Origin of the sequence: Fibrivirga algicola, from assembly GCF_011742925.1 — a bacterium.
GTDB lineage: Bacteria > Bacteroidota > Bacteroidia > Cytophagales > Spirosomataceae > Fibrella > Fibrella algicola.
Window position 1 is genome coordinate 638,466 of the sequence record NZ_WAEL01000002.1, and the last position, 25,263, is coordinate 663,728.

Below are 25,263 nucleotides of genomic sequence, written 5' to 3' on the forward strand. Positions count from 1 at the left end.
GTAAGTAGGGCAACCGCTACATATATGACAACGCAGCAAATCGACTCGACTTTTATTCTGACAACGCTGAGCGAACTCAAGCAGCGCCTTCAGGCCGAGTTTGCCGTTTGTCAGATTGGGTTATACGGCAGTTTCGCTCGTAATGAGCAATCGCCGGCAAGCGATATAGATCTGGTGTTTGCCGTTGAAGACAACCGATACCTCTCACTGGCTGAGCGCGAAAAACTGTATCGCATCCTACGGCGTAAATTAGGTCGCAAGCTCGATCTGGTTAACGAAAAGGTGATGAATCCCTTTGTAAAGTACGCCATGCAAAAAGATGTAGTCTATGTTCAGTAGCAAGAACCTAACCTACATCTGTACTATTCTGGAACGCATCAAAAAGATAACAATCTATACCAAAGGCTTTTCTGAAGCAGACGGGCTTGCTTGGGCAAACGATCAACTTAATTACAACGCAACCTGGAGTTTGCTTTTGGTTATTGGCGAGGAAACAAAGAAAATTGACAAAGCGCTTAAGGCTCCTCACGTAATTATCCCCCGGCGGCAAATGGGCGGCATACGTGAATTTTTAGTACACGATTACAGAGGTGTTGATGATGAACTGGTTTTTATACCAGCAAGCGTAAACTCCTGCCCCCTAAATCCATTCTCCTACTCATGCTAGATGAGGTTAATTACGAACCTGCTGCGCTCAAGGTGGCGCTCGATTCCCCTCATTATAGTCATATTCAATATTTGCGTTACCGACTAAATGACGAATCCGAATCCTAAACGCCGCATTGCCATTCTGGGCTCTACGGGCTCTATTGGTACCCAGGCCATTGAGGTGATACTGGCCCACCCCGACCAGTTCGAGGTGGAAGTGCTCACGGCGAACCATAACGCCGACCTGCTCATCGAACAGGCACGCCAGGTACGTCCCAACGTGGTAGTCATCTGCGACGAATCACGCTACGATACCGTCTTTGCGGCCCTCGACCCACTCGACATTAAAGTATATGCCGGATTGACTTCCATTGCCGAGGTGGTGCAGATGGACACCGTCGATATGGTACTCACGGCTATGGTCGGGTATGCGGGTCTGCTGCCAACGATCAAGGCTATCGAAGCCGGTAAGCCCATTGCGCTGGCTAATAAAGAAACGCTGGTGGTAGCGGGTGAGCTCATTACGCGCATGGCCGCCGAACGAGGCGTAAACATTTACCCCGTCGATTCAGAGCATTCGGCTATTTTTCAATGCCTGGTTGGCGAGTTCCACAATCCCATTGAAAAAATAATCCTGACGGCCTCGGGTGGACCCTTCCGGGGGCGCGACCGAACGTACCTGGAAACGGTAACCCGCGCGCAGGCCCTGAAGCACCCCAATTGGACGATGGGCGCCAAGATCACCATCGACTCAGCCACGCTGATGAACAAAGGACTGGAGGTGATCGAAGCCAAATGGCTATTCAATCTGCGCCCCAACCAGATCGACGTGATCGTGCACCCGCAGAGCATCGTGCATTCGCTCGTTCAGTTTGAAGATGGCAGCATTAAGGCGCAAATGGGACTGCCCGATATGAAACTGCCCATTCAGTTTGCACTCGGCTATCCCAATCGACTAAAATCAGATTTTCCTCGTTTTAATTTCGCGCAGTACCCGTCGCTGACGTTTGAGCAACCCGATCTGGGTACGTTCCGAAATCTACAGTTAGCGTTCGATGCCCTCGAAAAAGGTGGCAACATGCCCTGTATCATCAACGCAGCCAACGAGATAGCCGTCGACGCTTTCCTGAACGACCGGGTAAGTTTCCTCGGAATCTCCGATGTAATCGAGGCGGCCATGCAACAGGCGTCGTTTGTGGCAAACCCTACCTACGACGATTACGTAGCTACCGATAAAGAAACCCGGCGAATTGCGACCGAAAAGATTGGTACTTTTGTTTAGAATAAGACGATGATGGTTAGCCACAGGAATGGGATTATATACGTCTACCGTTCCGCAGGCAACCTCTAACGTCTAAATACGTATAGATGGAAACAGTAATCATGGTTGGTCAGCTGTTGCTGGCCCTTTCACTCTTAGTAGGCCTTCATGAGTTGGGGCACCTGGTAGCCGCCCGTATGTTTGGCATGCGTGTAGAACAGTATTTTATTGGCTTCCCGCCCAAGGTAGTTAGTTTCCGTAAAGGCGAAACAGAGTATGGCCTTGGCGCTATTCCGCTGGGCGGCTTTGTGAAGATTTCGGGTATGATCGACGAGTCGCTCGATACGGCTCAGATGAACTTACCCCCACAGCCTTACGAGTTCCGGGCAAAACCGGCCTGGCAGCGTCTCGTTGTTATGATGGGCGGTATCATCGTCAACATAATTACGGGTATCGTCATCTTCACGGCGCTGATGTACAGCCTCGGCAGCACCTACATCGCCAATCAGGACGCCAAATTCGGTATTGTAGCCCTCGAATACGGAAAACAGATCGGCCTGAAAACTGGCGATCGCATCGTTGAAATCAACGGTAAGCCATTCGATAACATCGCCGACATCACTAGCCCCGATGTATTGCTGGGTACCAACAGCTTTTACACGGTTGAGCGGCCAAACGCGGCCGGCAGCCTGGAACGCGTCCGGATCGACGTACCCAATAACCTGGCCGAGAAGTTTTCGAGCAAAGAAACTGCCGGTCAGTTTGTAGCCCCTGTTTTTCCGTTCGACATTGCTGAGGTACAACTAGGATCGGAAGCTGAAAAAGCCGGCCTGAAAGTGGGCGACCGCATTACCAGCATCAATGGCAAACCTACCGCCTTTTTCCACGAAGTGCAGGAAGCCGTTCGGGGTAACAAGGGCAAGACGATCACCATGGGCCTTCAGCGCGGTAATGAGTCGGTCACCATTCGTCCAACCGTATCACCGGAAGGCACCATTGGTTTCTTCCCTAATTCGCTCCTGAAAGAAACCCACGTGGATTACACCTTTGGCGAGGCTGTATCAAAAGGCACGGAGCGCGCATTCGGCGTTATTTATGACAACATCCGGGGCTTTGGCAAAATCTTCAAAGGAGAGGTATCGGCATCTAAAGCCCTTAGCGGACCAGTTGGCATTGCCCGTATGTTTGGCGGTGTTTGGGATTGGACGCGCTTCTGGTCACTGGCTGGGTTGCTCTCCATGGCGTTAGCCTTCTTCAATGCCCTGCCAATTCCGGCCCTCGATGGCGGCCACGGTGCCATGCTCATTTATGAAATGGTCTCGGGCCGTAAACCGTCTGATAAATTCGTTGAAGGCGCGCAGCGGGTAGGTATGGTATTATTGCTGGGCCTGATGGCTTTTGCCTTCCTGAACGACATTTTCTTCAAGTAATGAGCGTAACCAGGTTAAAACAAGTGTATAACCAGTGTCGGATAGGCGGTCAGCCCATCCGACATTATGTTTTTTTACCCCTCCTTCTTTTAGCGGCCGGTGGCTTGCTCATGTCGTTTCAACGGCACGATTTTCACACCAGTCTAACGCAAATGCAGTTTGAGGCAAAGTCTCAAACCGTAGAAATTAGCATTCGTATGTTTACGGATGACCTGGAAACAGCTTTGACGCGTGAAAACGGTGGTAAACCTGTTCAGTTTGGCGGCCCTACCAAGCTCGATCAGTTACTGGAAAAATATGTGCGTAAGCACTTTGTCATGGCCGATAGCCAGCGTAAGACGAGAGCTTACTCGTATGTAGGCTATGAGCAGGAGGCCGATGCCCATTGGGTGTATATAGAAATGCCCGCCGCCGGGGCTGATACGTTCAAGAACGTAGTGATCAAACAGGATATATTAATGGACCTGTTTAGTGACCAGGTAAACCTGGTAAATATTCAGTACAATCAGCAGAAGAAAACGGTGGTGTTCCGAAACAATCAACCGGTGCAGGCAGTATCGCTTTAAAGTAAAATCGGCTACCTTCATTGCATTCGGGCTACTTTCGGTCATAAATGAAGTGGTTTTTAACTGGCACATTCCTTGTCGGACTAACTTTTCCTGTTTCCTCAACCTAGCGCTACACCACTCAATACGTTACCTACTGCCACTTTGGCAGAAACGCCTATGATTTTCCCAAATGATTTAACTGCCGGTCTATTCATGGCAGATACAGATTTAGACAGCATAGAAATGATTCCACTCGGATCGCCCGACGATGACGATGTGGAGTATGAAGTGCCTGAACACTTACCCATCCTGCCTGTTCGAAACACCGTGTTGTTTCCAGGTATGGTCGTTCCCGTTACGGTTGGACGACAGAAATCAGTACGTCTTGTAAAAAAAGCATATAAGGGTAGCCGGATCATTGGTGTAGTAGCTCAGAATAGCCAGCAGAAAGACGAACCGACGCCCGATGACCTCTACAACATCGGTACCGTAGCCTACATCATCAAGATGATTACGCTACCCGATGGCAATATTACAATTATTATTCAGGGTAAAAAACGGTTCGAAATCAACAAGATAACGCAGGAAGACCCGTTCATGACGGCTACCGTGCGGCAGATCGACGATTCGTTTCCCAACGCAACCAAGAAGGAAGGGAAAGCATTGTTGCAGACCCTGAAAGAAGCTGCCTACAAGATTCTGCGGTTGAACCCGGAGATTCCGCAGGAAGCCCGCATTGCGCTCGATAATATCGAAAGCCCCATGTTTTTGCTGCACTTCCTGTCATCAAACATCAATGCAGATGTTGCTGATAAGCAGATGTTACTCGAGAAGCTGGAAGGTGTGCAGCAGGCGCAATTGCTGCTCGAATACATGTTGAAGGAGGTGCAACTGCTGGAACTGAAACGTGAGATTCAGAGCAAAGCAACCCTCGACCTCGATCAGCAGCAGCGCGACTATTACCTGCGCCAGCAAATGAAGGTGCTTCAGGATGAGTTGGGGATGGATAACCCTGATCGCGAACTGGAGCAGTTGCGTATTAAGGCCAGCAAAAAGCACTGGCCCAAAGCAGTGAAAGACCATTTCGATAAGGAAATGAGCAAACTGCAGCGTAGCAACCCAATGGCACCGGAATACCCCATCACGATGAACTACATCGAACTGATGGTAGACCTGCCGTGGAACGAATTTTCGAAAGATAATTTCGACCTGAAGCGGGCACAAAAGATTCTCGATGGCGATCATTTCGGACTTGAAAAAGTAAAAGAACGGATACTCGAATACCTGGCGGTACTGAAGCTGAAAAGCGAACGTGCTACCGAAGGCATGAAAGCGCCAATTCTGTGCCTTTATGGCCCTCCCGGCGTGGGTAAAACTTCGCTGGGTCGGTCGATTGCCAAAGCCTTGGGTCGGAAATACAGCCGCATGGCGTTGGGTGGTGTACACGATGAAGCCGAAATTCGCGGTCACCGGAAGACGTACATCGGTGCGATGCCGGGTAAGATCATCCAGAATATCCGTAAGTGCGGCACTTCGAACCCAGTGTTTATCCTGGATGAGATCGATAAGGTAAGCAGCGATTTTCGGGGTGACCCGTCATCGGCACTGCTGGAAGTACTCGACCCTGAGCAAAATTCAACGTTTGTGGATAACTACCTCGACGTTGAATTCGACCTCTCGAAATGCCTCTTTATTGCCACCGCCAACTCGCTCGATACCATTCATCCCGCCCTGCGTGACCGGATGGAGATCATTGACATTACGGGCTACACCGTTGAAGAGAAAGTACAGATCGCCAAGAAGTACCTGATTCCGAAGCAACGCCGTGAGCATGGTCTGAAAACCAAAGATCTGGCGTTCGACGACAAAGCGATCCTGCGCATTATCGAGGGATACACCCGTGAGTCGGGTGTACGGAACCTGGAGCAGAAGATCGGCGCTATGGTCCGTAAGGCTACCAAGTCGATTGCGATGGAGGAAAGCTACAACCAGATGGTGAAGCCAGCCGACGTACCCAAGCTGCTTGGTGCCGAAATCTTCGACAAAGACCTGTATTCTGACGATGATATTGCGGGTATTGTTACCGGCCTTGCCTGGACACAGGTAGGTGGCGAAATCCTGCTGATCGAAAGTAGCCTGAGTCGCGGTAAAGGCGCCCTGACCCTCTCGGGCCAACTGGGAGACGTGATGAAAGAGTCGGCGATGACGGCGCTCTCGTATCTGAAAGCTCACGCTGATGAAATCGGAATCGACTACCGGATCTTTAGCAACTACGATCTGCACGTACACGTACCTGCGGGTGCCGTACCCAAAGATGGCCCGTCTGCGGGTATCACGATGGTTACCTCGATGGCGTCGATTTTCACGCAACGCAAGCTACTGCCTTACCTGGCCATGACCGGTGAGGTTACGCTTCGGGGTAAAGTACTGCCCGTAGGCGGCATCAAGGAAAAGATCCTGGCGGCCAACCGGGCGGGCGTGAAGCAAATTATTATGTGCGTGAAAAACCGCAAAGATGTAGAAGAAATCAACCCGGCTTACGTGAAGGACCTGACATTCCATTACGTAGACACGGTTGGACAAGTGCTCGACATTGCGTTGCTACCGCAGCAGGTCAGTAAGCCGCTGACGTTTATTCTACCAGACGAAAAGACAACTGACCTGGTAACGTCTGTAGAGACTGTCGCTGAGAAAGTTAGCGTTCTGACCTAACCGGGCACGTAACGTGGGCTTTAGTCCGCAAGCGTACGATACATAGGCGGATTACAGTCCGCCTTATATAGTAAGAAGCCTACAGGTTCTGTCCGCAGAGCTTGTAGGCTTTTTTAGTGCGATAGCTTTCGACCCATAGCCCGGCCAACAATCCGTATGTGATTCCAGAGGGTTGGCAACAGGCCGAAATGCCAGGTTAATACCTTGAACCGGTCGATCAACGATTGGCGATGCTTTTGCTTTGATAGTCCACCTATGAGGTAACGGCACAGCACAAATGGCAGCTGCTCAATACGCCTGGCCGCTTTCAGACAACGAATTTCCCAATCCAGATCGGCACTGAGGTTAGTAATTGGGTACGTTGGTGCAATGGTTCTCCGAACAACGAATGCCTGATGGCTGACCTTCATGCCTAGGGCCATATCTTGCCAACGCAACGTACCTGTAACGCCACCCGACGATAAGGTGTGCGGTGTTACCTGAGAGCGTAAACCAACGGGTGACCCATCGTCGTTTACGAAAAGTGCATCGCTGTAATACACATCGGCAGGGCCGTTGGCCGACGGGGAACGTACCTGAGTCAGTAGACGAGCCAATACCTGCGAATCATGCAGTTCATCGCCCGCGTTCATAAACCAGACGTATTCGCCAAGGGCCATCTGTTGCCCCTTATTCATGGCGTCATAGAGCCCCTTGTCTGGCTCTGACAGCCAACGTGAAATGTATTTTTCATATCGCCGGACTATATCCAGCGTACCATCTGTCGATGCCCCGTCAACGATCAGATACTCATAGTCGACGCCCAGCATAGCCTGTTGCTGCCCCACAATACTCTGAATCGTTCGCTCCAGAAACCGGTCGGCGTTGTAGGTTATGGTGATGATGGAGATCATGGGAATATGTACTGTCGAAGCTTCAGCTCCGGTAGACTAGTCCTGTCAAATTCTACCGAAACTAGAGCTTCGGTACTACTGCTATACGTCGCCCAGTAACGATTCGTACAAACCCGCGTACTGCCCCGCCACAACTGATTCGTCGTAGTGTTCGAGTACATGCTGACGGGCAGCGTGCGAAATGGCGGCATAATTGTTCGGTGACAGGCTCAAGAGCCAATTCATGCCCGCGCTTAAATCCTCGGCCGACTTGTACTGCGCCAGATAGCCCGACTCGCGGTGCTGAATCATTTCGGGAATACCGCCCACCTCGAAGCCCACCGCGGGCGTGCCGCAGGCCATGGCCTCCATGATGGTATTAGGCAGGTTCTCGGCCAGCGACGGAATCACGAACATATCAGCAGCATTGTAGGCCTGGCTGATCTTCGTCATGTCGCTCAATGGACCCAAAAAATGATACTGAAACGGCAGTTCGTGCAGTAGACCTTTGTCGCCCGCTCCAAAAATGAGCAATTCCACTTCGCGGGGATTCTCCAGCTGGCTGTGTAGCTGGTGCAACGCCTGCTGAAAATAATTGAACCCCTTCCCTACCGTGCTCACCTTCGCCGCCGCAAACAGAATCAAACGTCGGTTGGTAGGCAGCCCCAACGCTTCGCGCGCCTGTTGCTTTTCGATTGGTCGAAATAAATTGGTGTCGATCGGGTTAGGGATGTTCAGCACCGAAAAGGGGCGAAACAGACCACTTTTCCGGGCCCGGTTCGCCAGCCATTCGCTGCAACCAACCGGCACTACATTCGCCATTGCGTACGCTTTCTGCTTCCGTTCCCATACCTGGTGCGACAGATCGTTAGGGCCTGGATTCCTTAGAAAAGGGACACAGTTACCACATTCGCGCTGGTAATTCTCGCAGGTGCCGCTATGATGGCAACCACCCGTAAACGGCCACATATCGTGCATCGTCCAGACTACAGGCTTCTCCAATTGCAGTAAAGTAGCTAACCCCTCTACCGAAAAAAAGCCAAAATTAACCCAGTGCAGATGCAGCACATCCGCCTGTCGGATCAGCGAATTGTAAGTCAGGTCGACACCCGTTACGGCAGGCGAAAACTGGAAACGAACCGACTTATCTTTTTCGTAGGGCAAAAAAGCGAGGCGCTCCCCACCAAAACGGGCAAAGGCCATCTTTTTGGCTAAAAAGCTAGTGGCCAGTGCGTCGACATTGGCCTCGGCCCGGGTGGCCTCCTGCACAAGCAACGTACTGTCGACGCCAACCTGATTCAACGCCTGGTTGAGCCGACCGGCAGCTACGGCGGCACCGCCAGTGGTCTGGTACGTGTTTAAATGAACAACGCGCAATGGGAACAGTGATTTTACTGTGAACAACAAAGATAGCTTGTTTCAGCGTAGACCCGCAGACGCAAGACGCTCTGCCAGCAGGTCAACTACAGGTCTACGCCGAAACAAGCTATCTTCGCAGAGCAATGCTATTTTCTGAAATCATCGGCCATGACGACACCAAGGAAACCCTGGTGCGGGCCGTTCAAACCAATCACCTGGCTCACGCGCTCCTATTCGACGGGCGAACCGGCAGCGCCAACATGGCGCTTGCCCTAGCGTTGGCAACCTACGTCAACTGCGAAACCCGCCTGACCGAACCCGACCGGACAGACGGTTGCGGGCAGTGCGCCTCATGTATTAAAACGGCCAAACTGGTCCACCCCGACTTGCACATGGTGTATCCGGTGGTCAATATCAAGGGAAAAAACAGCAGTGAGTCGCTGCTGCCCGAGTGGCGTAAGTTTTTGACGGCCAGCCCCTACCGCACCCTCACCGACTGGCTGGATGCGACCGGTGGCGACAATAAGCAGGCCAACATCTCGGCTGAAGAGGCGCGGAATATCCTGCAACGGCTCTCGTTGAAAGCCTACGAAGGCGCCTACAAGCTCATGATTATCTGGTTGCCCGAGCAAATGAACGCCACGGCGGCCAACGCCCTGCTCAAGGTGCTGGAAGAGCCGCCCGAGCGCACGCTGTTTCTGCTCGTAACCAACCAGCCCGATAAGCTGCTCATCACTATCTTGTCACGTACCCAGCGCATTCCGATACGAAACTTTACGGATACCGAAGTGGCCACGTACCTGCGGCAAACGCTCAACTTCGACGAAACAAAGGCACGGCGCATTGCTTACCTGAGCGACGGCGACATGGCACAGGCTATGCAGTTAGGACAATCGAAAGCCGATGACCTGGCCAGTAGTAACCAACATACCTGGTTTGCCGACTGGATGCGCGCCTGCTATCGGCAGGATCTGACCTGGCTGGTCAAACAAGCCGATGAGTTCGACAAGATTCCGAAAGAGCGTCAGAAAAACCTGTTCGACTACAGCCTGCGCCTTTGCCGCGACCTCTTTCTCTGGCAACAAGGGGCTGAACAGCTCCTGCGCCTACCCGATGATGAGCTTAACTTTGTGCGTAATTTTGGTAAAGTGCTCAAACCCGCCCTGATTGAGCGCATGGTTGGTGACCTGAACGAAGGCGCCTATCACCTCGAACGAAATGCGCGCGCCAAGATGATCCTGCTCGATCTCTCGCTCACGTTTACACGCCTGATCAAACGGTAAACCGTAACCCGACGCGTCAGCTTACCATCGACAAGCCATGCCCACCGCCCTAAGCCCCGACCTGAAACGAGCCATTACGCACCTGCCCGACAAAGAGAAGGACAAGCTGCTGCTACGACTTATTGCCAAAGACTCGATCCTGACCGAGAAGCTGGAGTACGAATTGGTCGAACACAAAACCACGCTCGATTACCGACGGCAGCTCATTCGCGCCATCACCGACCGAATCGCTATTGTCAGTCAGGATTCACCCGCCTGGATGATGATGGACATGCGCACGGTGAGCGGGCATATCACGCGCCATGTGAAAGTGACAAAGGACACGTATGGCGAGGTAGAGCTAACCATTCATATGCTCAATAGCTTCATGGATAACCATGCCAGCATACTGCAACGCCTCAGCAGCCGAACAGAAAAGTGCGCGATCTATGTAGCCAAACGTACCGATGCCATTCTGAAGAAGCTGAATAAGCTGGACCCCGATTACTATATGGAGTTTGAAGCCGACATGAACAAACTTCTCAGGTACGTCTACGCAGGCGCTTCGGCCCACTATGCCCGGCAGTTGGATACGCCAACCGAATGGTACCACTGAGCTGTTTGTACTGAAGCACAGGTACGTTGCTTGTTGACACGAAATCACCAGGCAAGTGTTTTAGCACAATTTCCATGTTAACGGGTTTATAGGGTATGAAGCGGTCCGGAAAGAGCCACTCCTCGATCGACTCAGTTGACAGTCGATCAATGCACATTGATAATTGATCCCACATGGAAACTGTTCTAATCACGGGCGGAACGGGCACAATCGGCCGCCGACTTACTGAACTTCTACAACAACAGGGCTACAGCGTTAGCCACTTGAGCCGCTCGGCCCGGGAACAAAATGGCGTTAAAACCTACCTCTGGGACGTTGAGAAAGGTCAGCTCGATATTCGCGCCATCCAGACCGCCGATCACATCATTCATCTAGCCGGAGCCGGTATTGCCGATGGCCGCTGGACCGATGCCCGCAAACGCGAAATTCTGGATAGCCGCACGCAGTCGACGGCCCTGCTCGCCAGCGCCTTGAAAGATACCCAGCACCACGTGAAGAGCTTTGTGTCTTCATCGGCCATTGGGTACTACGGCGGCGACACCGGCGATCGTCCCCTTCGCGAGAACAGCCAGGGCGGAAACGATTTTCTGGCGCAGGTCACCAGGGCGTGGGAACGATCGGTAGAAGCGGTTTCGGCCTTAGGCATTCGCACCGTTAGAATTCGGACGGGCGTTGTGCTGACGATGGAGGGCGGTGCGTTGCCCAAACTAGTGCAGCCCATCAAGCTAGGGGCGGGTGCTCCCATTGGCTCCGGCCAGCAGTACATTTCCTGGATTCACCTCGACGATATCTGCAACCTGTTTATCGAGGCCACAAAAAACACGCAGTGGACGGGCGTTTACAACGGCGTGGCTCCCCAGCCGGTAACCAATGCCGACCTGACGCGCCTGATCGCTAAAGTGCTTGGCCGCCCGCAGATTCTGCCCAATATTCCCGCGTTTGTCATTAAACTGATGTTTGGCGAACTAGCCATCACGGTACTGGGTGGCAACAACGTACTTAACCGCCGCATCGCCGACGAAACCAGCTTCCGCTACAAATTCCCTGATTTACGGAAGGCGCTGGAAGACTTATTATAAGCAGGAATTAAACACAGAGACACGGAGCACACAGAGGTTTTGAGTTACTACTCACTTACTCTGTGCGCTCCGTGTCTCTGTGTTATAGCTCTTTATCCTTAGAATCGCCTTTTCAGAATTTCCACTAGTTCAGTCACCTCGTCGCTCTCCATATTCCACATGAACTGGTTGGCGTAGCGGTACGAAATCATGTCAAGTGCCTGGCCGTAATTGGTCATCTGATCGAGCTCGGCGATGGCTTCATTGTATGCATCGGCACTACCATTGAAAAGCTGATTGATAAACCGGAATTTCTGATTGAGCGAAATACTCTTGGCTAGACTGCCAGTGCTCACCTTTTGCAATGAATCGCCCAGGGTGGCCACGCCCGGTACAGGCGTACTATCGGCACCCGTGTTCAGCGAAAAAGTAGGCGACTCAACCTCAGTCGATAATACACTAGGCTGGTTGCTAGGGGCCGTTGGCGCGTCAGAATACGTTGTGAAATAAGTGCCGTTTCCGGTGCCGTTAAGCGCAACGGTCTCAGGGCCCGCAGGCTCTTCGTCCACTAAATTTGGAATGGCAACCGGCTCGGCTGGCGGTGGGGTCGGTATACTAACCGGGGGCGCACTTGCTGCAGCCGGAGGAGGTACGGGTAGTGCTTTCGCTTGCGGGGCGTCTTCGTCCAGATCGAAAAAAGAGCGGGCAGACGGCGAATGATAATTCTCCAGTGCCTGACCACGCAGCAGTATCGACAGATCCATCGCCACTTTTTCCGAAAACATCTCAACGTATTTCTCGGGCCGTTCCAGTTCCTGCACGCGCTGCGTCAGAATCTCGTCCAGGTAGCCGAGCGCCTGGTTCACATACACAAAGGGTCGGCCGTTGAGTCGCTGCTCCAGCGCCAGCGGAACAAATTTGTTGATCTGCGTATATCGAATCAGGTGACGCAGGTTTTCGGCCGTGAGCGTGAAGTCGGGCTGATTCCGCAGTTGGTCGTCGTAGTAGTAGCGGGGGTCGAACAGCGCAATTAGCGTTCGCTTGGTAGCGTCGGCCAGCAACGGTTCAAGGTGTTCGCGGCGAACAGCGATATGCTGCGATACCACGTTCATAAACGACCGCAGGGCCTCTTCTACTTCAGGACTGCTAAAATCAAAAAAGGGACTGCGAAACTTCTCCGTCTCTGCCTTCCATTTGTCGAATAAGCTACTGACAACGAATAGATTAACCTGATTTACCGGCGTCAGATTCAGAATCTGTTTACCGGAAATTGTCGGATTGGCATGGTAAAAGTCTGCTGCCACCCGCCGGGCATACGACTTACTGTATTCGTTGAGTGCGTTTGTATTGAACTTGTTCGACATTGTTAAAAGCCTTTGCTTTGTAAATATATTGAAATCAAGCAGCCGCTTTTGAGAAACCTCGATTTGAAGGCCCAAAAAATTGTGCAACAGGTCCCGTTCGACGTATCGTTTGCGGATTACGGCCCGAATGAACCCCTCAAAATGGGCCTCGCCCAACTGTGCTGATAGCATCCCAACGTCTTTACTAGTATGTTTATTGAACCCACCCGTCGACGCGAACCGCCTCATTTGCGCGTAGGCTGGATAGAACTGATTTGCGGCTCCATGTTTTCAGGCAAGACAGAAGAGCTGATTCGACGGCTCAACCGCGCCCGGATTGCCAAACTCAACGTAGGTATTTTCAAACCAAGCCTCGACACACGTTACCACGACCAGAACATCGTTTCGCACAACTCGTCGGTGATCACATCCATACCCGTGCCTGACGCCGCGTCTATTCTACCCCTGGCCCATGCCTGCGACGTGGTCGGAATCGACGAAGCTCAGTTCTTCGATTCAGCCGTTGTAGACGTCTGCAACCAGTTAGCAAACGATGGGAAACGGGTCATTATAGCTGGCCTCGACATGGACTTTTCGGGCAAACCGTTTGGTTGCATGCCTCAGTTAATGGCTGTTGCTGAGTTTGTTACCAAAGTTCATGCCATATGTGTGGTCTGTGGGGATATTGCTCATTATTCGTACCGCCTTGTGCCTTCACAAGAGCGCGTACTACTCGGAGAAACAGACAGTTACGAAGCGCGCTGCCGTAGGTGTTTTCACTTAGGCCCCGACGCTCCTCACCGCGAGTGGGTGCAAGAATAGCAAGGGGCATAGAGCTTGGGGCAGTGCGTGTTGCTGACGCCAAACTAATCGTGCGTCAGCCCCCCCTGCCCCAAGCCCTCCGCCCTTACCTCCACTCAATCACCAGCCCGTCGCGTTCCATTTTTCGGAAGTAGGTCATCTGGCGCTTGGCAAATTGATGGATAGCGGTTTCCAGCTGCGTAACCAGTTCACCATAAGGCAGCTCACCCAACACATACTGCGTTACGTAGTTGTATTCGAGGCCGTAGAAGATCAATTTTTCGGGGGCAATTCCGGCCTTTAACAGCCGCTCTACCTCGTCGATGAGGCCATGCTGTAGCCGGTCGCGGAGGCGGCGGCTGATACGATCACGGCGGACTGCAACGGGCGGATCGAGGCCAATAACCCGGTACGGCGGCAACGGCGGGCGGGGTGCTGGTACAACATCGGGGTGCGCGTTCAGGTACGTGCCGATTTCGATGGCCCGAATCAGCCGTTTCCGGGTCGAGGTGTCGGCCTTGTCGGAATAGGTCGACAGCGTTTGGGCAAACCGCTCCAGCAACTGAGCATCAGACAGGGGAGCCAGTTCAGACCGGAGTGCCTCATTGGGCGGAACCGGGAGCATAGCGTCCGGGCGGAGGGCGGCTTCGATGTATAAGCCCGAGCCACCGCACAGGATAGGTACCGCCCCGCGGCTTAGTATAGCCTGCAGGGCCCGATCGAAATCCAGCTGATAACGAAACACATTATAGTCCTGCCCGGCGTCGATAATATCGATCAGGTGATACGGAACAATCTGACCATCAATCTGGTAATCGGCCAGATCTTTACCCGTACCAATATCCATTCCCCGGTATACCTGCCGCGAATCGGCGCTGATAATCTCAGTTGGTCGGCCTTCACCAATGAGCTGATAAGCCATCTGTACGGCTAGGCGCGTTTTACCGCTGGCGGTGGGTCCGAGGATGACGAGCATAAGGCAAACAAAGTCTGTTTAGCCAATTTTTGGCCATTCGGGTCGAAAACGGGTTTATTTGTTCTATGAAGTCATCGACACCCGTAAAAATAGCCATGATTGGTGGCGGCAGTTGGGCCACCGCTTTAATTAAAATCCTGTCGGAAGGTAATAACTCGGTCCGCTGGTGGCTGCGCAGCAAGACCGACGCCGATCATATCCGGCAGTTTCACCATAACAGAAGTTACCTCAGCGATGTGCAGATCAACCCCCGGAAGGTGAAAGTATGCACCAAAATCCGGGAGGCTATTCGCGATGCCGATTTTGTGATTCTGGCTGTTCCGGCCGCCTTCATCGCTGAAGCTCTGACTGGCCTGACGCCCACTCATTTTGCCGGTAAGCACGTGGTCTCTGCCATCAAAGGCATGATTCCTGCCACTAACCAATTGGTGACAGATTGGGCCGAAGAAACCTACAACGTACCCAAAGATCACCTCAGCTGCATTGCTGGCCCCTGCCATGCCGAAGAAGTAGCGCTGGAAAAACAGTCGTACCTGACCATCGCCTCGACCGGCAACGAGTGTGCTCAACGGGTGTCTGACCTGCTGACCTGCCGCTTTGTGCAGGCCTCGCCACTCAACGATCTGTATGGAGTCGAGTACAGTGCCGTTATGAAAAACATCATCGCGCTGGCCTGCGGCATCACCCACGGCCTGGGTTACGGCGACAACTTTCAGGCGGTGCTTGTTTCAAACGCCATGCAGGAAATTCGCCGCTTTGTGGATGCCGTGTACCCAATGGAGCGTGATTTGAGCCGGTCGGCCTACCTCGGCGACCTGCTGGTAACGGCTTATTCGCCCTTTAGCCGGAACCGCACGTTTGGTACGCTCATTGGCCGGGGCTACACCATTCAGTCGGCCCAGACCGAGATGAACATGATTGCCGAAGGCTACTACGCCGTACGCAGTATTTACGCGATCAATTCGACGTATCAGGTACGTATGCCCATCGTGGATGCAGTGTATCGCATTTTATACGAAGGCGCTACGCCAACCGCCGAAATGGCGCTATTGAAAGGAAAGCTCGTGTAGATGAGTTGCGGGTTTCGTTGTCATTGCCACAGGAAGATGCCAACGAAACCCGCAACTTATTCGGCATGAAGGTCGCCGCCGGCAACCAGCACCGATTCGCCGGGCGAGAGGTGACGTACCTGACGATGGCCCACCAGCAAATCGAGTTCGCCATCGTGCAACAGCACGCGGGTTTCGCCCTGCTCATGGCTCACGTGGAAACGCGTTCCGGTGGCTTCGGCCGTGAGGTTGTCGGTATGCACCCGAAACGAATTGGATACGCCGCTGGCTCTGGTATGCGCTACCTCAAAATCGGCAGCTCCTTCGAGCCAGACAGCCCGAGTCAATTCAACGATTGAGGCCCCTTCTGAGGCGCTCTCACGGGCAAAACCACGCGGCGTATACCGTAATCGACTGTGAGGCAACAGCGTAACGACCGAGCCATCGGGGAGCACTATACGTCGTGACTGTGTTGTGGTAGTTATTATCCGCGACGACTCCTGCGAGTACTGCTTATAAACCGTCCAGCCCACCAACAGAATAATGCCCACAGTGGCAGCAATAGAACGGGCGAAATACCACCAGCCAATAAACGAACGTACCTCAGGGCGCAGGGGACGGACATCTTCCATATCCTGCAATGAGCCCCGAATACGCGCCCAGACGGTTGCCATTTCGTCCTGCTTCAAGCTATTCAGCGTCAGCGCCTGGGTCATATCCTGCACCAATTGGCGGGCATCTCTAAAGCGTACACGTAGCTGAGGCTGCTGCAATTCGAGACCCTGCCAGTACGCTGCCACCTCATCATCCTCGGGGTGTTGCACCCAGCGGATAAAAAGGTCATCGGCCGCCAACTCATTAGCGGTATACTGGGCGTATGGCTTCATGTATTGTACTGTCGCGAAGTGCTCTATAGGGTGCCAAAGGTGGCGAAAATAGCTTTCTACTGAATGAATCAAAACCGGCACAAAAGCCCATTTGTTCCGGGTATAAATAATGAAATTCCCGCTTTCAGAGCGAAAATCACCATGATGATTCCACGCCGTATCTGGCTTAAATCGGCCTTACTGGCACCATTTGCAACCCGCCTTTCCGTACAGCAGTCGTCACTTGTTCCGGTTAGTAAACCGCCCAGGCTTAAACCTGGTGATACAATCGGGCTTTTCTGCCCGGCCGCACCCGCCTACAGCCGCGAAACAGTACAAATTACCATCGAATCACTCCGGGCGCTGGGTTTTAAAACCAAATTATCGGCTCACTTCTATGACCGTTACGGGTATTTGGCTGGTAGTGATGCAGATCGGGCCGCCGATTTGAACGCTTTTTTTGCCGATCCGTCTGTCCACGCGGTTATGGCCATGCACGGCGGCTGGGGTTGCGCCCGTATTTTGCCCCTGATTAATTACGATCAGATTCGACGCACACCCAAAATTATACTTGGCTACAGTGATATTACGGCGCTCCTGCTGGCGATAACCGCTAAAACTGGCCTGGTCACCATGCATGGCCCCGTTGGCGCAGTCACCTGGAACCGGTTCACCTCCGACTGGCTGAAACGGGTACTTGTCGATGGCGAGGCCGTGCAGTTCCGGAACCCGGCCGATGAGAGTGCAACGCTGGCTCCTACCCGCGACCGAATCACCACCATTCGGCCCGGCATAGCGCGCGGTCGGCTCATTGGCGGCAACCTGACGGTACTGAGCCACCTCATCGGCACGCCCTACGTACCTGACTGGAAAGGTGCCATTCTTTTTCTGGAAGATGTGCAGGAAGCCCCCTACCGCATCGACCGAATGATGGCGCAACTTAAACTGGCTGGCATTCTGGATCAGGTAGCCGGGGTGGTCTTCGGCAAATGCACCAAGTGCGACTCAGAGAACAGCTACGGCTCACTGACGTTGGAAGACATTCTGACAACGTACCTAGAACCGCTGAACGTACCTGCCTTTACGGGCTCCATGATCGGCCATATCACCGACAAATTCACCCTCCCCGTGGGCCTCAACGCCGAAATTGACGCCACCAACGGCACGATTCAACTACTCGAACCAGCCGTGCGTTGATCAGGGCAAGTCGGCATTGGTCACGTAGATGTAGCCTTTTTTGCTGTCGTAGAAGAACAGTTTCCGGTTGTTGACATACCGGCTGAAATAGTCATTCATACCGCTACGCAAAACTGGATCAAACGTGATTTTATCAGCTTTCAAGTCGACGCCCATTACCAACTGATCGACACTACCATTCGAATCAGCCAGCGTTTTGTAGTACAATTGCTTCGTTACCCTGTCGACCATAAACTCGCGGCCAAATTTGCGGCCCTTGGGTACGTTGCCAGGTAAGGCCTCTGCTACGTCGAGCAGCACCGGATTGGCAATATCCGTAGTGACTACACGTAGCCGTTCGGCTTCGGGATCGTAGATAAGCAATCTGTCATTCGTAGCGATGAGCTGAAAGGGAATCAGCTGCCTCTTTTCCGCCGGTTCCTCCAAGTTGTCTTCTCTGACATAACAGGGATACAGGGGTTTTTGCGCCGTTTTCAGGTAAACACTTTTTTTGACAACAAACTTATTTTTCGGTGTTGGCGCTAAGACGAACAAGCTGGAATAGAGTTGCAATCCTTTATAATCCACATACTGGGACAGCAACTGCATATTATTCGAGTCAATAGCATCCGTTTTGCAATCCAGATCAAAGTGCTTTTGATCAATAAGCAGTTTGTCATTTTTGATCGTAATTAACAGATAGCCAGGCACTCCATTCAGCCCACTAAACAACACGGTGCCAGCTATAACGGTTGAGTCAGTTAGTACCGTGAACCACGTCGTCGTTGGTCCCAGTGCCCATTTCTGGTCATTCCCAACATTTACACGGTATGGTTTTATCAACTTAATAGCCAGGAGGCGTTCCTCATCTTTAACTAAATTCTCTGCATTACTGAGCAATCGAAATGTAGATAACTCATTGTTATACAGAAGCGTATAGTTAGGAAGAATCACAAACCTATCGACTCTGAAATCGTCACTCCCATACCACAGCTTCAATTCTTTTTCAGGGTAAACAATACGCGTAATGGTCGAGTCGGTTTTTTCAACAGATTCCTGAGCACGCACACAGGTTGAGCTTAAAATCAGCAAGATCAGCAGCACAATACGGTTCATAAGCAATGGAGATTTTACGGCCATAGTCTATCAGTATGGATGCACAACGTACCTGAATGGCACAATCGGCCTATGCACGTAGTTGCAAAGGCATAAAAAAAGCGAAAAGAGCTTCTGTCTTTTCGCTTTTTCACGCTTTATACTGATTCTATTTCACCACGCGCAATGTACCCTGCATCAGTGATGAGTGGCCGGGGAAGGTACAGACGAACTGGTAGTCGCCGGGCTCGGTGGGGGCCGTGAAGTAGATGCTCTCGGCCGACTCGGGTTGCAGGATGTTCGTGTGGAACAGTACGTCGGACGAGGTAGGTACATAGTTCATCTTTGCCCCGTTCAGGTTCAGCCGCAGTGCCTGATTGCCTACGGCGTTGGCGGTGCCGGGCTTCACGATCACGCAATTGTGCAGCATATCGTCGTTATTATTGAAGACAAACTTGATTCGGCTACCTGCCTTCACATCTACTTTCTCGGTGTCGAATTTCAAACCCGGCTTAGTACCGATGCTGATCGTCTGGTCGGGGCCATTGGTCCAGGTGGCGGGCATGTCAACTACGCGCTTGGCCGAGACTACTGCTTTGACCGGAGTAGCTTTGCCGCCTTTAGCAACGGGTTTTGCCGCCATACCAGCTTTGGCCGATGTGCTGGCCATCATGCTGCTGTGGTCGTGCATGGCATTTGCGCTCGCTGAGGCCATCAGGCGAGCAGGTACGTTTGCTACCTCGCCGGGCGCAATGGCATTGAGCGTGTAATAGCCCGTGTTATGGAGCAATGACAACGTACCTGAGGCCGACTTCACACCTTCGGCTTTTACTTCGTGGATGTAGCCCTCACGTAGGGTTGTGTCGGCTACAATACGCGCCGTGCGGCCATCCTGACTCAAAACAACGCCCCGAATTGGCACCGGGCGGGCGTCTTCGATGGGGCTACCATAGGTGCTGTGGTACTTATAGGTAAAGCTGTTGAGGCTGTAACTGGCTGGATCTTCACCCGTTTTCCGGTCGACGGGCAGGGTAAATTCGATCTCGAAGCCATCGGGTTTTGAGCGGATCGTCTTCATTTCGAACGGCATTTTACCCGTCCAGACAAGGCGCTGCACACCGAAGGGCGATTTCCCCGTGGCGGCCCATCCCCGGCTGGTCATACCCACGAACATAGACCCATCCTGGCCCCACATCATCCGCAAAATACCCGATTGCAACCCTTCACGGAAGGGAAAACAAGCGCCCTGCCACTTGCCATTCACCTTTTCGAGGCTCATGCGCATCACTTTGCTGTGTCCCTGATCGCCTACGAACAGTTGTCCTGAGAACGGTCCGAACGCTCCGTTTGTGGTGTCTTCCTTAATATCGGAGGTCGAAATGCCCATTAGCGTGTGGGGAAACCAGACAGCGGGCACTTTCAGGTTCTTCACGGTTTTGGCGACTTCAAACATTGGCTTGCCGGTGCTGGGTACGTCTTCCGGTTTCAGTGCCAGCGGCGAACCCGGCTCACCCGACCAGCGCAGACCAGCGGGGTTACCGGCAAAGTCGCCTTTTTCGAGATGCGTAACCCGGCCAGAACCAACCCAGTCGCCCTGATTTTCAGCGTAGAAAATGCTGCCATCGCGGAGAGCGGTGAAGCCCGCTGGCGAGCGAAGGCCTGTAGCCCAGGGAGTCATTTCGCCTTTGTCGTTCAGTTTCAGCATCCAGCCGCGCCATTTTGATTGACTAGCCCCCCTACCAATCCAGTCGAGGTTGAGGGTAATAACCATGTCGCCATCGGGCAGGGGGATTGGCCCATAGCTGTATTGGTGGTAATTGCCCGACAGCGGCCATTTGTAGAACGCGCGGTACTCGTCGGCTACCTCGTCGCCGTCGGTGTCGATCAGGCGGGTTACTTCGCCGCGCTGCGTGGCAAACAGCTCTCCCTTGTGAGGGCCAACAGTGCGGTACAGCAACCCCAACGGCTCGTGTAGTCCTGTAGCGAATCGCTTGAACGTAGGCTGTCGGCTGCCCTGCATGTAGGGGTTGCCAATCAGCCACACATCGCCGCGCCGGGTGCTCACCGCCAGCCTACCGTCGGGCAGCGAGGTCATACCACCGACCTCAAGCTGTATTCCATCGGGAATGGGGAGTGTAACAATACGATAGTAATCGTCTTCGCCGGGCGGCTTCTGGGCCAGCGCGAAGGAATGAAAGAGTGACAGCGTGACTACCGCCACCAGGGACTGTATCAGTTGTTTTTTCACGGGTTGAAGACAGTTTAAACCTACAAGGTTTTCGAGCCTCAGCGGCGAACCGCCCTGCAGGTTGGGGGAAGTTATTATCCGATGCGCAGCCCGTTTTCGGCGGCCTGCGTTGTTGTTAAAAGTGTTACAGTTCCATCAGCCGCTACGCTGCCCATCACCAGGCACTCGCTCATGAATGGCCCGATTTGTTTTGACGGGAAGTTGACCACCGCAATTACCTGTTGGCCTACAAGCGTATCAGGCTGATAGAGCGTCGTGATCTGAGCCGAAGTCCGTTTGACGCCAATCTCAACCCCGAAATCAATGGTGAGTTTGTAGGCGGGTTTGCGGGCTTCCGGAAAAGGCTCCACCGCCACGACCGTACCCACCCGCATATCGACCTTCATAAAGTCGGCCCAGGAGATGTGTTCCATCGTTAGAATTCGATTGCGTATTGTACCGTGGCCGCGCCATTCCTGAGCGCAACGGGCATCATCAGCTCTTGCTGCGGGCCCTGTTGCCGGAGCGTCAGGCTGGTTTTCGGGTCAACCCGGATATAATAGCTTCGGTCATTGATGGCGAATAGGCCCTTTGCTACCTCTTCGATGTTTTTTCCGGCGGCCAATCGGCAATAGAGCGACTGAGCCTGCCCGGCATTGGTTGGGTTGCCGGTTATCGTAAACGAGTGGTCGAGCTTGTTGGCGGTGGGTAACAGTCGCTCATAAACAGTCAGCCCCCCCATGGTGTATTCCATCGTCGGCGAGCCATCTTTAGCGAGCACCAGCCCACCGTAGTTGAGCGTCTCTTCGGTTAGACTGTCGGGCCAGGCCGTGTTGGCATTTGGCAACAGGGCGAATGCCGGGCGGGGCGACGGCATAATGACCGTCCCCATTGGCTTCAGCAGTTGCGGCTCACCGCGCTCGTACCACATCTGGGTTACATCGGCAAAATCGCCTTTCCAGGCCATCAGCAAGGCCATCTGACTAAGGTCAATGGCGTAATGCATGCCGTTGGCGTTGCCCACCGACAGGGCTTTTGTGCGCTTATTTTTTTCGCCCGGTAGTTGAATAAACGACCGAACCAGCGTAGACTTTGCCTCGGGCTGAACCGTAACCTGCCCCGGCGGCGAAAATTCGGGTAGTGAACCGGCAGCATGCAACGCCTGAGGCCGCGTAGCAGCTTGACTGATGAACAGGCCCAGACCCGGACGCGGCCACGAGCGCGAGTACATTACTTCAACGTTGTGCACACCGGCAGTCAGAGGCATCAGGTGCGTTTTTACCGCACCCAGTTCGTCGTATACCATCGGAATCACTGGTTTCCCGTCGACCCATAGTCCGGCTACTCCCCCCATCACCAGATCGAACTGGTAGTCACCCGCTGTAGGTACGTTCAGTTTGCCTTCGAACAGCAGGGCAAAACGCCCCGAACGACCATACGACACATTATAGCTAATCTGGCTAACCGTGTCTGATTTAACAGGTGTTTTCCCAGCCAGTTCTTCTCTGGTTTCAATGCTTTCGCCGTATAGGTTGTAGCGGAGTGGTCCGGCCCAACTGGCTACGCTGCGGTTTTCCAGTGCCCGGAAGCCTACATCTCTGACAGCCACCGCACCAGCAGCGGCCATAAGTTGTACAGGCCCAGACCCGGAGGCAGAACGAGTCAGTTTATAACCTTCGCGCACAACTACTCCATTTACCAGGAGCCGTTCGAGCGCAGGCCCCATCAGTCCACTATTGGCCCGGTAATCTAACCGGATCGACTGCCAAAGACCAGCCGACTTCAGGAGTGGTGTAATGTCGCGGGCAGTCGTCAGATCGATCGCCTCGCCGTTGGGTAATTGCAACAGCACGGCAGCACCGGGCGTCATCAGCATGTCGAAACGAAGGGCGAAATCACTGACCGGGCTAGCCAGCGTTACCGGCTCTTTTCCAGAGCTGATCAGCATTGACTCGCTGCCGACTCTGTTTTTCAGGGCAGGGCTGTCGGGACTTACAGACACTCCGCCAGCGCGTTGCCAGTTAGCAGGGATACGTAAGGTGGCCAGATCCAGGCGGGGCAGATCGGCCTGCGCGCAGGTGTCGGTAGCCAGACCAAACAGACCGGCGCACAGACAACCCAGCAGTAGGGGTAGTTTCATAGGTAACAATCAGGGCGGTTTAAGGCCAACTCAGCCAGTAGGTTGCTGGTAGCCTGCCAGTTGCTATAGAGAAAGCAAAAGTGCGCGCTGATTTCCTGTATTCCCCTACAACTAGAGTGATCCTTATTTTTCCTGGTTACGCTCATCGACTCGCCGGGCCACGTCATCGGCTTTGTCGAGGTCGTCGTGACCTAGCCCGGTTGTTTCGGGCGTTGGTGTAGTAGCTTGTTCTCCGTCAGGGCCCGCCCCAGTACTTTCGGTACCTCCCAGGGTGTTACTGTCGGGCAGATCCTGCTCCGTTTCGTTGGCAGTTGGTTGTGAATTCATGGCGTTGACCGGGTTGAATGGCTGAAGCGGATCAAGATTTCGACTTCAGTGCGTATACAGCAGACCGTTTTTACTGTAGCTGACTAACTTCGCGGCGACCAAATTGGTTATTCACCCGTCAAACAAACAATCTCCTTTCGATGAAAACTACACTTTTATTGCTTCCGGTCGTGCTGCTGACTCTCTGTGCAGGGGTCACGCCCAAGCCCGGCAAGCCGACCAAGAAAACAACCCTCACGCAGGGAATTTTGCCCGATGAAGATAACGGAGGCCTTAAACTGCCGGCAGGCTTCAGCGCCCTTGTCTTTGCCGACAACCTCGGACGCGCCCGGCACGCCGCTATCGACCCCACCACAGGTACGTTGTTTGTGAAGCTGGAACGCCTGAAAGACGGCAAAGGCATTGTGCAACTACGTGATACCAACGGCGACGGCCGCGCCGAAGAAACCGTGATGTTTGGCACGAATACGGGTACTGGTGCCGCGGTTGCCAACGGATATCTCTACGCCTCATCTGACACGTCGGTGTATCGGTATAAGCTCACCAACGGCAAAGTAATGGCCGGTGCTGTTCCCGAGTCAATCGTAACGGGCCTGACCCTACAACGTCAGCATGCCAGCAAATCGATTGCTATTTCGCCCGACGGCCGGTTGTTCGTTAATTTCGGTGCTCCTTCCAATGCTTGTCAGGAAAAAGACCGTCAGCCAGGCTCAAAAGGCCAACTGCCTTGCCCGATTTTGGAAAACTACGCGGGTATCTGGCAATTCGACGCAAACAAACTGAACCAGCGGCAATCGGACGGCAAGCGCTATGCAACCGGTATTCGCAACGCCGTGGCCCTCGACTGGAACACGACTACCAACACACTGTACGCGTTGCAACATGGCCGTGACAACCTGAATAACTGGGGCGGCGTATTTACCGACTCGATTAGTGCGGAGTTACCGTCTGAAGAATTTTTGATGGTGAAAGAAGGTGCCGATTTTGGCTGGCCTTATTGCTACAACAACCACTACGCGGGTAAGAAACTGCTGGCTCCCGAATACGGCGGCGACGGCACCAAACAGGATCAGTGTGCGGGTAAAGAGAAGCCAATTATGGCGTTTCCAGCGCACTGGGCTCCCAACGACCTGCTCTTCTATACCGGCAACCAGTTTCCGGCCCGCTACAAGAATGGTGCGTTCGTTTGCTTCCACGGGTCGTGGAACCGGGCTCCGCTGATGCAGGGTGGTTATTTCGTGGCCTTTATTCCCTTCGGAAAAGACGGCCGCCCCTCGGGTAACTACGAGGTGTTTGCCGAAAACTTTGCAGGTGTGCCTGAGCAGGGTGTGCCGGGCAAAAACGCGAATGCCGGTAAACTCGAGTTGGCCAGCCCCGGCTCAGCCAAGCATCGGCCAATGGGCCTCGCGCAAGGTCCCGATGGCTCACTCTATATTACCGACTCTGTAAAAGGCACCGTTTGGCGTGTAATGGCTAAAAAATAAGTGTCACGTTTCA

23 protein-coding genes are annotated in these 25,263 nt (G+C 53.3%); 13 read left to right on the forward strand and 10 right to left on the reverse strand.

All coding sequences use genetic code 11. The annotated features are described in order from the left end of the window. The first annotated feature begins 24 nt into the window (after positions 1 to 24). The 6 genes from F7231_RS07790 (at position 25) to lon (ending at position 6,599) form a co-directional block, all read left to right on the forward strand. Complete coding sequence (locus F7231_RS07790; RefSeq protein WP_166691488.1) at positions 25 to 339, forward strand: nucleotidyltransferase family protein; 315 nt, start codon at positions 25 to 27, stop codon at positions 337 to 339. Then, the gene (locus F7231_RS07795) at positions 329 to 667 is read left to right on the forward strand and encodes a HepT-like ribonuclease domain-containing protein (RefSeq protein ID WP_085412069.1); all 339 of its coding nucleotides are present in this window, start codon (positions 329 to 331) and stop codon (positions 665 to 667) included. Before F7231_RS07790 ends, F7231_RS07795 begins: the two co-directional genes overlap by 11 nt. Positions 668 to 754: 87 nt before the next feature. Further along, entirely contained in the window at positions 755 to 1,930 is a 1,176-nt protein-coding gene (locus tag F7231_RS07800; protein ID WP_085412068.1) for a 1-deoxy-D-xylulose-5-phosphate reductoisomerase, read from the forward strand. Between the two features lie 86 nt (positions 1,931 to 2,016). After that, positions 2,017 to 3,339 (forward strand): RIP metalloprotease RseP, encoded by a 1,323-nt coding sequence (gene rseP / locus F7231_RS07805; RefSeq protein ID WP_166691489.1) that lies wholly within the window; start codon positions 2,017 to 2,019, stop codon positions 3,337 to 3,339. Positions 3,340 to 3,449: 110 nt separating this feature from the next. After that, entirely contained in the window at positions 3,450 to 3,905 is a 456-nt protein-coding gene (locus F7231_RS07810) for a DUF6702 family protein (RefSeq protein WP_166691490.1), read from the forward strand. A gap of 195 nt (positions 3,906 to 4,100) precedes the next feature. Then, on the forward strand, positions 4,101 to 6,599 hold the full coding sequence (gene lon / locus F7231_RS07815; protein ID WP_374757372.1) for an endopeptidase La: 2,499 nt from the start codon (positions 4,101 to 4,103) through the stop codon (positions 6,597 to 6,599). A gap of 113 nt (positions 6,600 to 6,712) precedes the next feature. Here lon and F7231_RS07820 read toward each other — a convergent pair whose 3' ends face one another. Both F7231_RS07820 and F7231_RS07825 read right to left on the reverse strand, forming a co-directional pair. After that, the gene (locus F7231_RS07820) at positions 6,713 to 7,492 is read right to left on the reverse strand and encodes a glycosyltransferase family 2 protein (protein ID WP_166691492.1); all 780 of its coding nucleotides are present in this window, start codon (positions 7,490 to 7,492) and stop codon (positions 6,713 to 6,715) included. Positions 7,493 to 7,573: 81 nt separating this feature from the next. Continuing rightward, positions 7,574 to 8,848 carry a glycosyltransferase family 4 protein gene (locus F7231_RS07825; RefSeq protein ID WP_166691493.1) on the reverse strand — a complete coding sequence of 425 codons (1,275 nt, stop codon included), beginning with the start codon at positions 8,846 to 8,848 and terminating at the stop codon, positions 7,574 to 7,576. Positions 8,849 to 8,973: 125 nt separating this feature from the next. Between F7231_RS07825 and F7231_RS07830 the strand changes: the two genes are divergently transcribed. From F7231_RS07830 to F7231_RS07840, 3 genes are all read left to right on the forward strand, one after another. Next, the gene (locus F7231_RS07830; RefSeq protein ID WP_166691494.1) at positions 8,974 to 10,113 is read left to right on the forward strand and encodes a DNA polymerase III subunit; all 1,140 of its coding nucleotides are present in this window, start codon (positions 8,974 to 8,976) and stop codon (positions 10,111 to 10,113) included. 37 nt (positions 10,114 to 10,150) lie between these two features. Continuing rightward, positions 10,151 to 10,708, forward strand: a complete 558-nt coding sequence (locus F7231_RS07835; RefSeq protein ID WP_166691495.1) for a hypothetical protein — start codon at positions 10,151 to 10,153, stop codon at positions 10,706 to 10,708. Between the two features lie 173 nt (positions 10,709 to 10,881). After that, on the forward strand, positions 10,882 to 11,787 hold the full coding sequence (locus F7231_RS07840; protein WP_166691496.1) for a TIGR01777 family oxidoreductase: 906 nt from the start codon (positions 10,882 to 10,884) through the stop codon (positions 11,785 to 11,787). Positions 11,788 to 11,885: 98 nt separating this feature from the next. On the opposite strand, the gene F7231_RS07845 is transcribed toward F7231_RS07840, so the two are convergent. Next, entirely contained in the window at positions 11,886 to 13,130 is a 1,245-nt protein-coding gene (locus F7231_RS07845; RefSeq protein ID WP_166691497.1) for a DUF8457 domain-containing protein, read from the reverse strand. Positions 13,131 to 13,319: 189 nt separating this feature from the next. On the opposite strand from F7231_RS07845, the gene F7231_RS07850 reads away from it, so the two are divergent. Then, on the forward strand, positions 13,320 to 13,931 hold the full coding sequence (locus F7231_RS07850; protein ID WP_085412060.1) for a thymidine kinase: 612 nt from the start codon (positions 13,320 to 13,322) through the stop codon (positions 13,929 to 13,931). 85 nt (positions 13,932 to 14,016) lie between these two features. On the opposite strand, the gene miaA is transcribed toward F7231_RS07850, so the two are convergent. Further along, positions 14,017 to 14,886: a tRNA (adenosine(37)-N6)-dimethylallyltransferase MiaA gene (gene miaA / locus F7231_RS07855; protein ID WP_166691498.1), complete on the reverse strand. Its 870-nt coding sequence runs from the start codon at positions 14,884 to 14,886 to the stop codon at positions 14,017 to 14,019. Positions 14,887 to 14,951: 65 nt separating this feature from the next. Between miaA and F7231_RS07860 the strand changes: the two genes are divergently transcribed. Continuing rightward, positions 14,952 to 15,956 (forward strand): NAD(P)H-dependent glycerol-3-phosphate dehydrogenase, encoded by a 1,005-nt coding sequence (locus F7231_RS07860; protein ID WP_166691499.1) that lies wholly within the window; start codon positions 14,952 to 14,954, stop codon positions 15,954 to 15,956. A gap of 56 nt (positions 15,957 to 16,012) precedes the next feature. Here F7231_RS07860 and F7231_RS07865 read toward each other — a convergent pair whose 3' ends face one another. After that, entirely contained in the window at positions 16,013 to 16,822 is an 810-nt protein-coding gene (locus tag F7231_RS07865; RefSeq protein WP_085412057.1) for a FecR family protein, read from the reverse strand. A gap of 141 nt (positions 16,823 to 16,963) precedes the next feature. On the opposite strand from F7231_RS07865, the gene F7231_RS07870 reads away from it, so the two are divergent. Next, positions 16,964 to 17,998 (forward strand): S66 peptidase family protein, encoded by a 1,035-nt coding sequence (locus F7231_RS07870; protein ID WP_374757373.1) that lies wholly within the window; start codon positions 16,964 to 16,966, stop codon positions 17,996 to 17,998. On the opposite strand, the gene F7231_RS07875 is transcribed toward F7231_RS07870, so the two are convergent. The 5 genes from F7231_RS07875 to F7231_RS07895 form a co-directional block, all read right to left on the reverse strand. Beyond that, positions 17,999 to 19,093: a hypothetical protein gene (locus tag F7231_RS07875; protein ID WP_166691500.1), complete on the reverse strand. Its 1,095-nt coding sequence runs from the start codon at positions 19,091 to 19,093 to the stop codon at positions 17,999 to 18,001. Positions 19,094 to 19,241: 148 nt separating this feature from the next. Continuing rightward, entirely contained in the window at positions 19,242 to 21,320 is a 2,079-nt protein-coding gene (locus tag F7231_RS07880) for a plastocyanin/azurin family copper-binding protein (RefSeq protein WP_166691501.1), read from the reverse strand. A 74-nt stretch (positions 21,321 to 21,394) separates the two neighbouring features. Beyond that, positions 21,395 to 21,733 (reverse strand): tRNA-binding protein, encoded by a 339-nt coding sequence (locus F7231_RS07885; RefSeq protein WP_166691502.1) that lies wholly within the window; start codon positions 21,731 to 21,733, stop codon positions 21,395 to 21,397. A 2-nt stretch (positions 21,734 to 21,735) separates the two neighbouring features. Next, positions 21,736 to 23,439, reverse strand: coding sequence for a PA14 domain-containing protein (locus F7231_RS07890; RefSeq protein WP_229369716.1), 1,704 nt, complete (start codon positions 23,437 to 23,439; stop codon positions 21,736 to 21,738). Between the two features lie 123 nt (positions 23,440 to 23,562). Further along, positions 23,563 to 23,766: a hypothetical protein gene (locus F7231_RS07895; protein ID WP_166691503.1), complete on the reverse strand. Its 204-nt coding sequence runs from the start codon at positions 23,764 to 23,766 to the stop codon at positions 23,563 to 23,565. A 140-nt stretch (positions 23,767 to 23,906) separates the two neighbouring features. On the opposite strand from F7231_RS07895, the gene F7231_RS07900 reads away from it, so the two are divergent. Continuing rightward, positions 23,907 to 25,250, forward strand: a complete 1,344-nt coding sequence (locus F7231_RS07900; protein WP_085412052.1) for a PQQ-dependent sugar dehydrogenase — start codon at positions 23,907 to 23,909, stop codon at positions 25,248 to 25,250. Positions 25,251 to 25,263 lie beyond the last annotated feature (13 nt).

Coding starts and splice junctions, on each gene's coding strand:
- F7231_RS07790 (WP_166691488.1), top strand. CDS start 25: ATGACAACGCAGCAAATCGACTCGACTTTTATTCTGACAACGCTGAGC.
- F7231_RS07795 (WP_085412069.1), top strand. CDS start 329: ATGTTCAGTAGCAAGAACCTAACCTACATCTGTACTATTCTGGAACGC.
- F7231_RS07800 (WP_085412068.1), top strand. CDS start 755: ATGACGAATCCGAATCCTAAACGCCGCATTGCCATTCTGGGCTCTACG.
- rseP (WP_166691489.1), top strand. CDS start 2,017: ATGGAAACAGTAATCATGGTTGGTCAGCTGTTGCTGGCCCTTTCACTC.
- F7231_RS07810 (WP_166691490.1), top strand. CDS start 3,450: ATGTCGTTTCAACGGCACGATTTTCACACCAGTCTAACGCAAATGCAG.
- lon (WP_374757372.1), top strand. CDS start 4,101: ATGGCAGATACAGATTTAGACAGCATAGAAATGATTCCACTCGGATCG.
- F7231_RS07820 (WP_166691492.1), bottom strand. CDS start 7,492: ATGATCTCCATCATCACCATAACCTACAACGCCGACCGGTTTCTGGAG.
- F7231_RS07830 (WP_166691494.1), top strand. CDS start 8,974: ATGCTATTTTCTGAAATCATCGGCCATGACGACACCAAGGAAACCCTG.
- F7231_RS07835 (WP_166691495.1), top strand. CDS start 10,151: ATGCCCACCGCCCTAAGCCCCGACCTGAAACGAGCCATTACGCACCTG.
- F7231_RS07840 (WP_166691496.1), top strand. CDS start 10,882: ATGGAAACTGTTCTAATCACGGGCGGAACGGGCACAATCGGCCGCCGA.
- F7231_RS07845 (WP_166691497.1), bottom strand. CDS start 13,130: ATGTCGAACAAGTTCAATACAAACGCACTCAACGAATACAGTAAGTCG.
- F7231_RS07850 (WP_085412060.1), top strand. CDS start 13,320: ATGTTTATTGAACCCACCCGTCGACGCGAACCGCCTCATTTGCGCGTA.
- miaA (WP_166691498.1), bottom strand. CDS start 14,886: ATGCTCGTCATCCTCGGACCCACCGCCAGCGGTAAAACGCGCCTAGCC.
- F7231_RS07860 (WP_166691499.1), top strand. CDS start 14,952: ATGAAGTCATCGACACCCGTAAAAATAGCCATGATTGGTGGCGGCAGT.
- F7231_RS07865 (WP_085412057.1), bottom strand. CDS start 16,822: ATGAAGCCATACGCCCAGTATACCGCTAATGAGTTGGCGGCCGATGAC.
- F7231_RS07870 (WP_374757373.1), top strand. CDS start 16,964: ATGATGATTCCACGCCGTATCTGGCTTAAATCGGCCTTACTGGCACCA.
- F7231_RS07875 (WP_166691500.1), bottom strand. CDS start 19,093: ATGAACCGTATTGTGCTGCTGATCTTGCTGATTTTAAGCTCAACCTGT.
- F7231_RS07885 (WP_166691502.1), bottom strand. CDS start 21,733: ATGGAACACATCTCCTGGGCCGACTTTATGAAGGTCGATATGCGGGTG.
- F7231_RS07890 (WP_229369716.1), bottom strand. CDS start 23,439: ATGAAACTACCCCTACTGCTGGGTTGTCTGTGCGCCGGTCTGTTTGGT.
- F7231_RS07895 (WP_166691503.1), bottom strand. CDS start 23,766: ATGAATTCACAACCAACTGCCAACGAAACGGAGCAGGATCTGCCCGAC.
- F7231_RS07900 (WP_085412052.1), top strand. CDS start 23,907: ATGAAAACTACACTTTTATTGCTTCCGGTCGTGCTGCTGACTCTCTGT.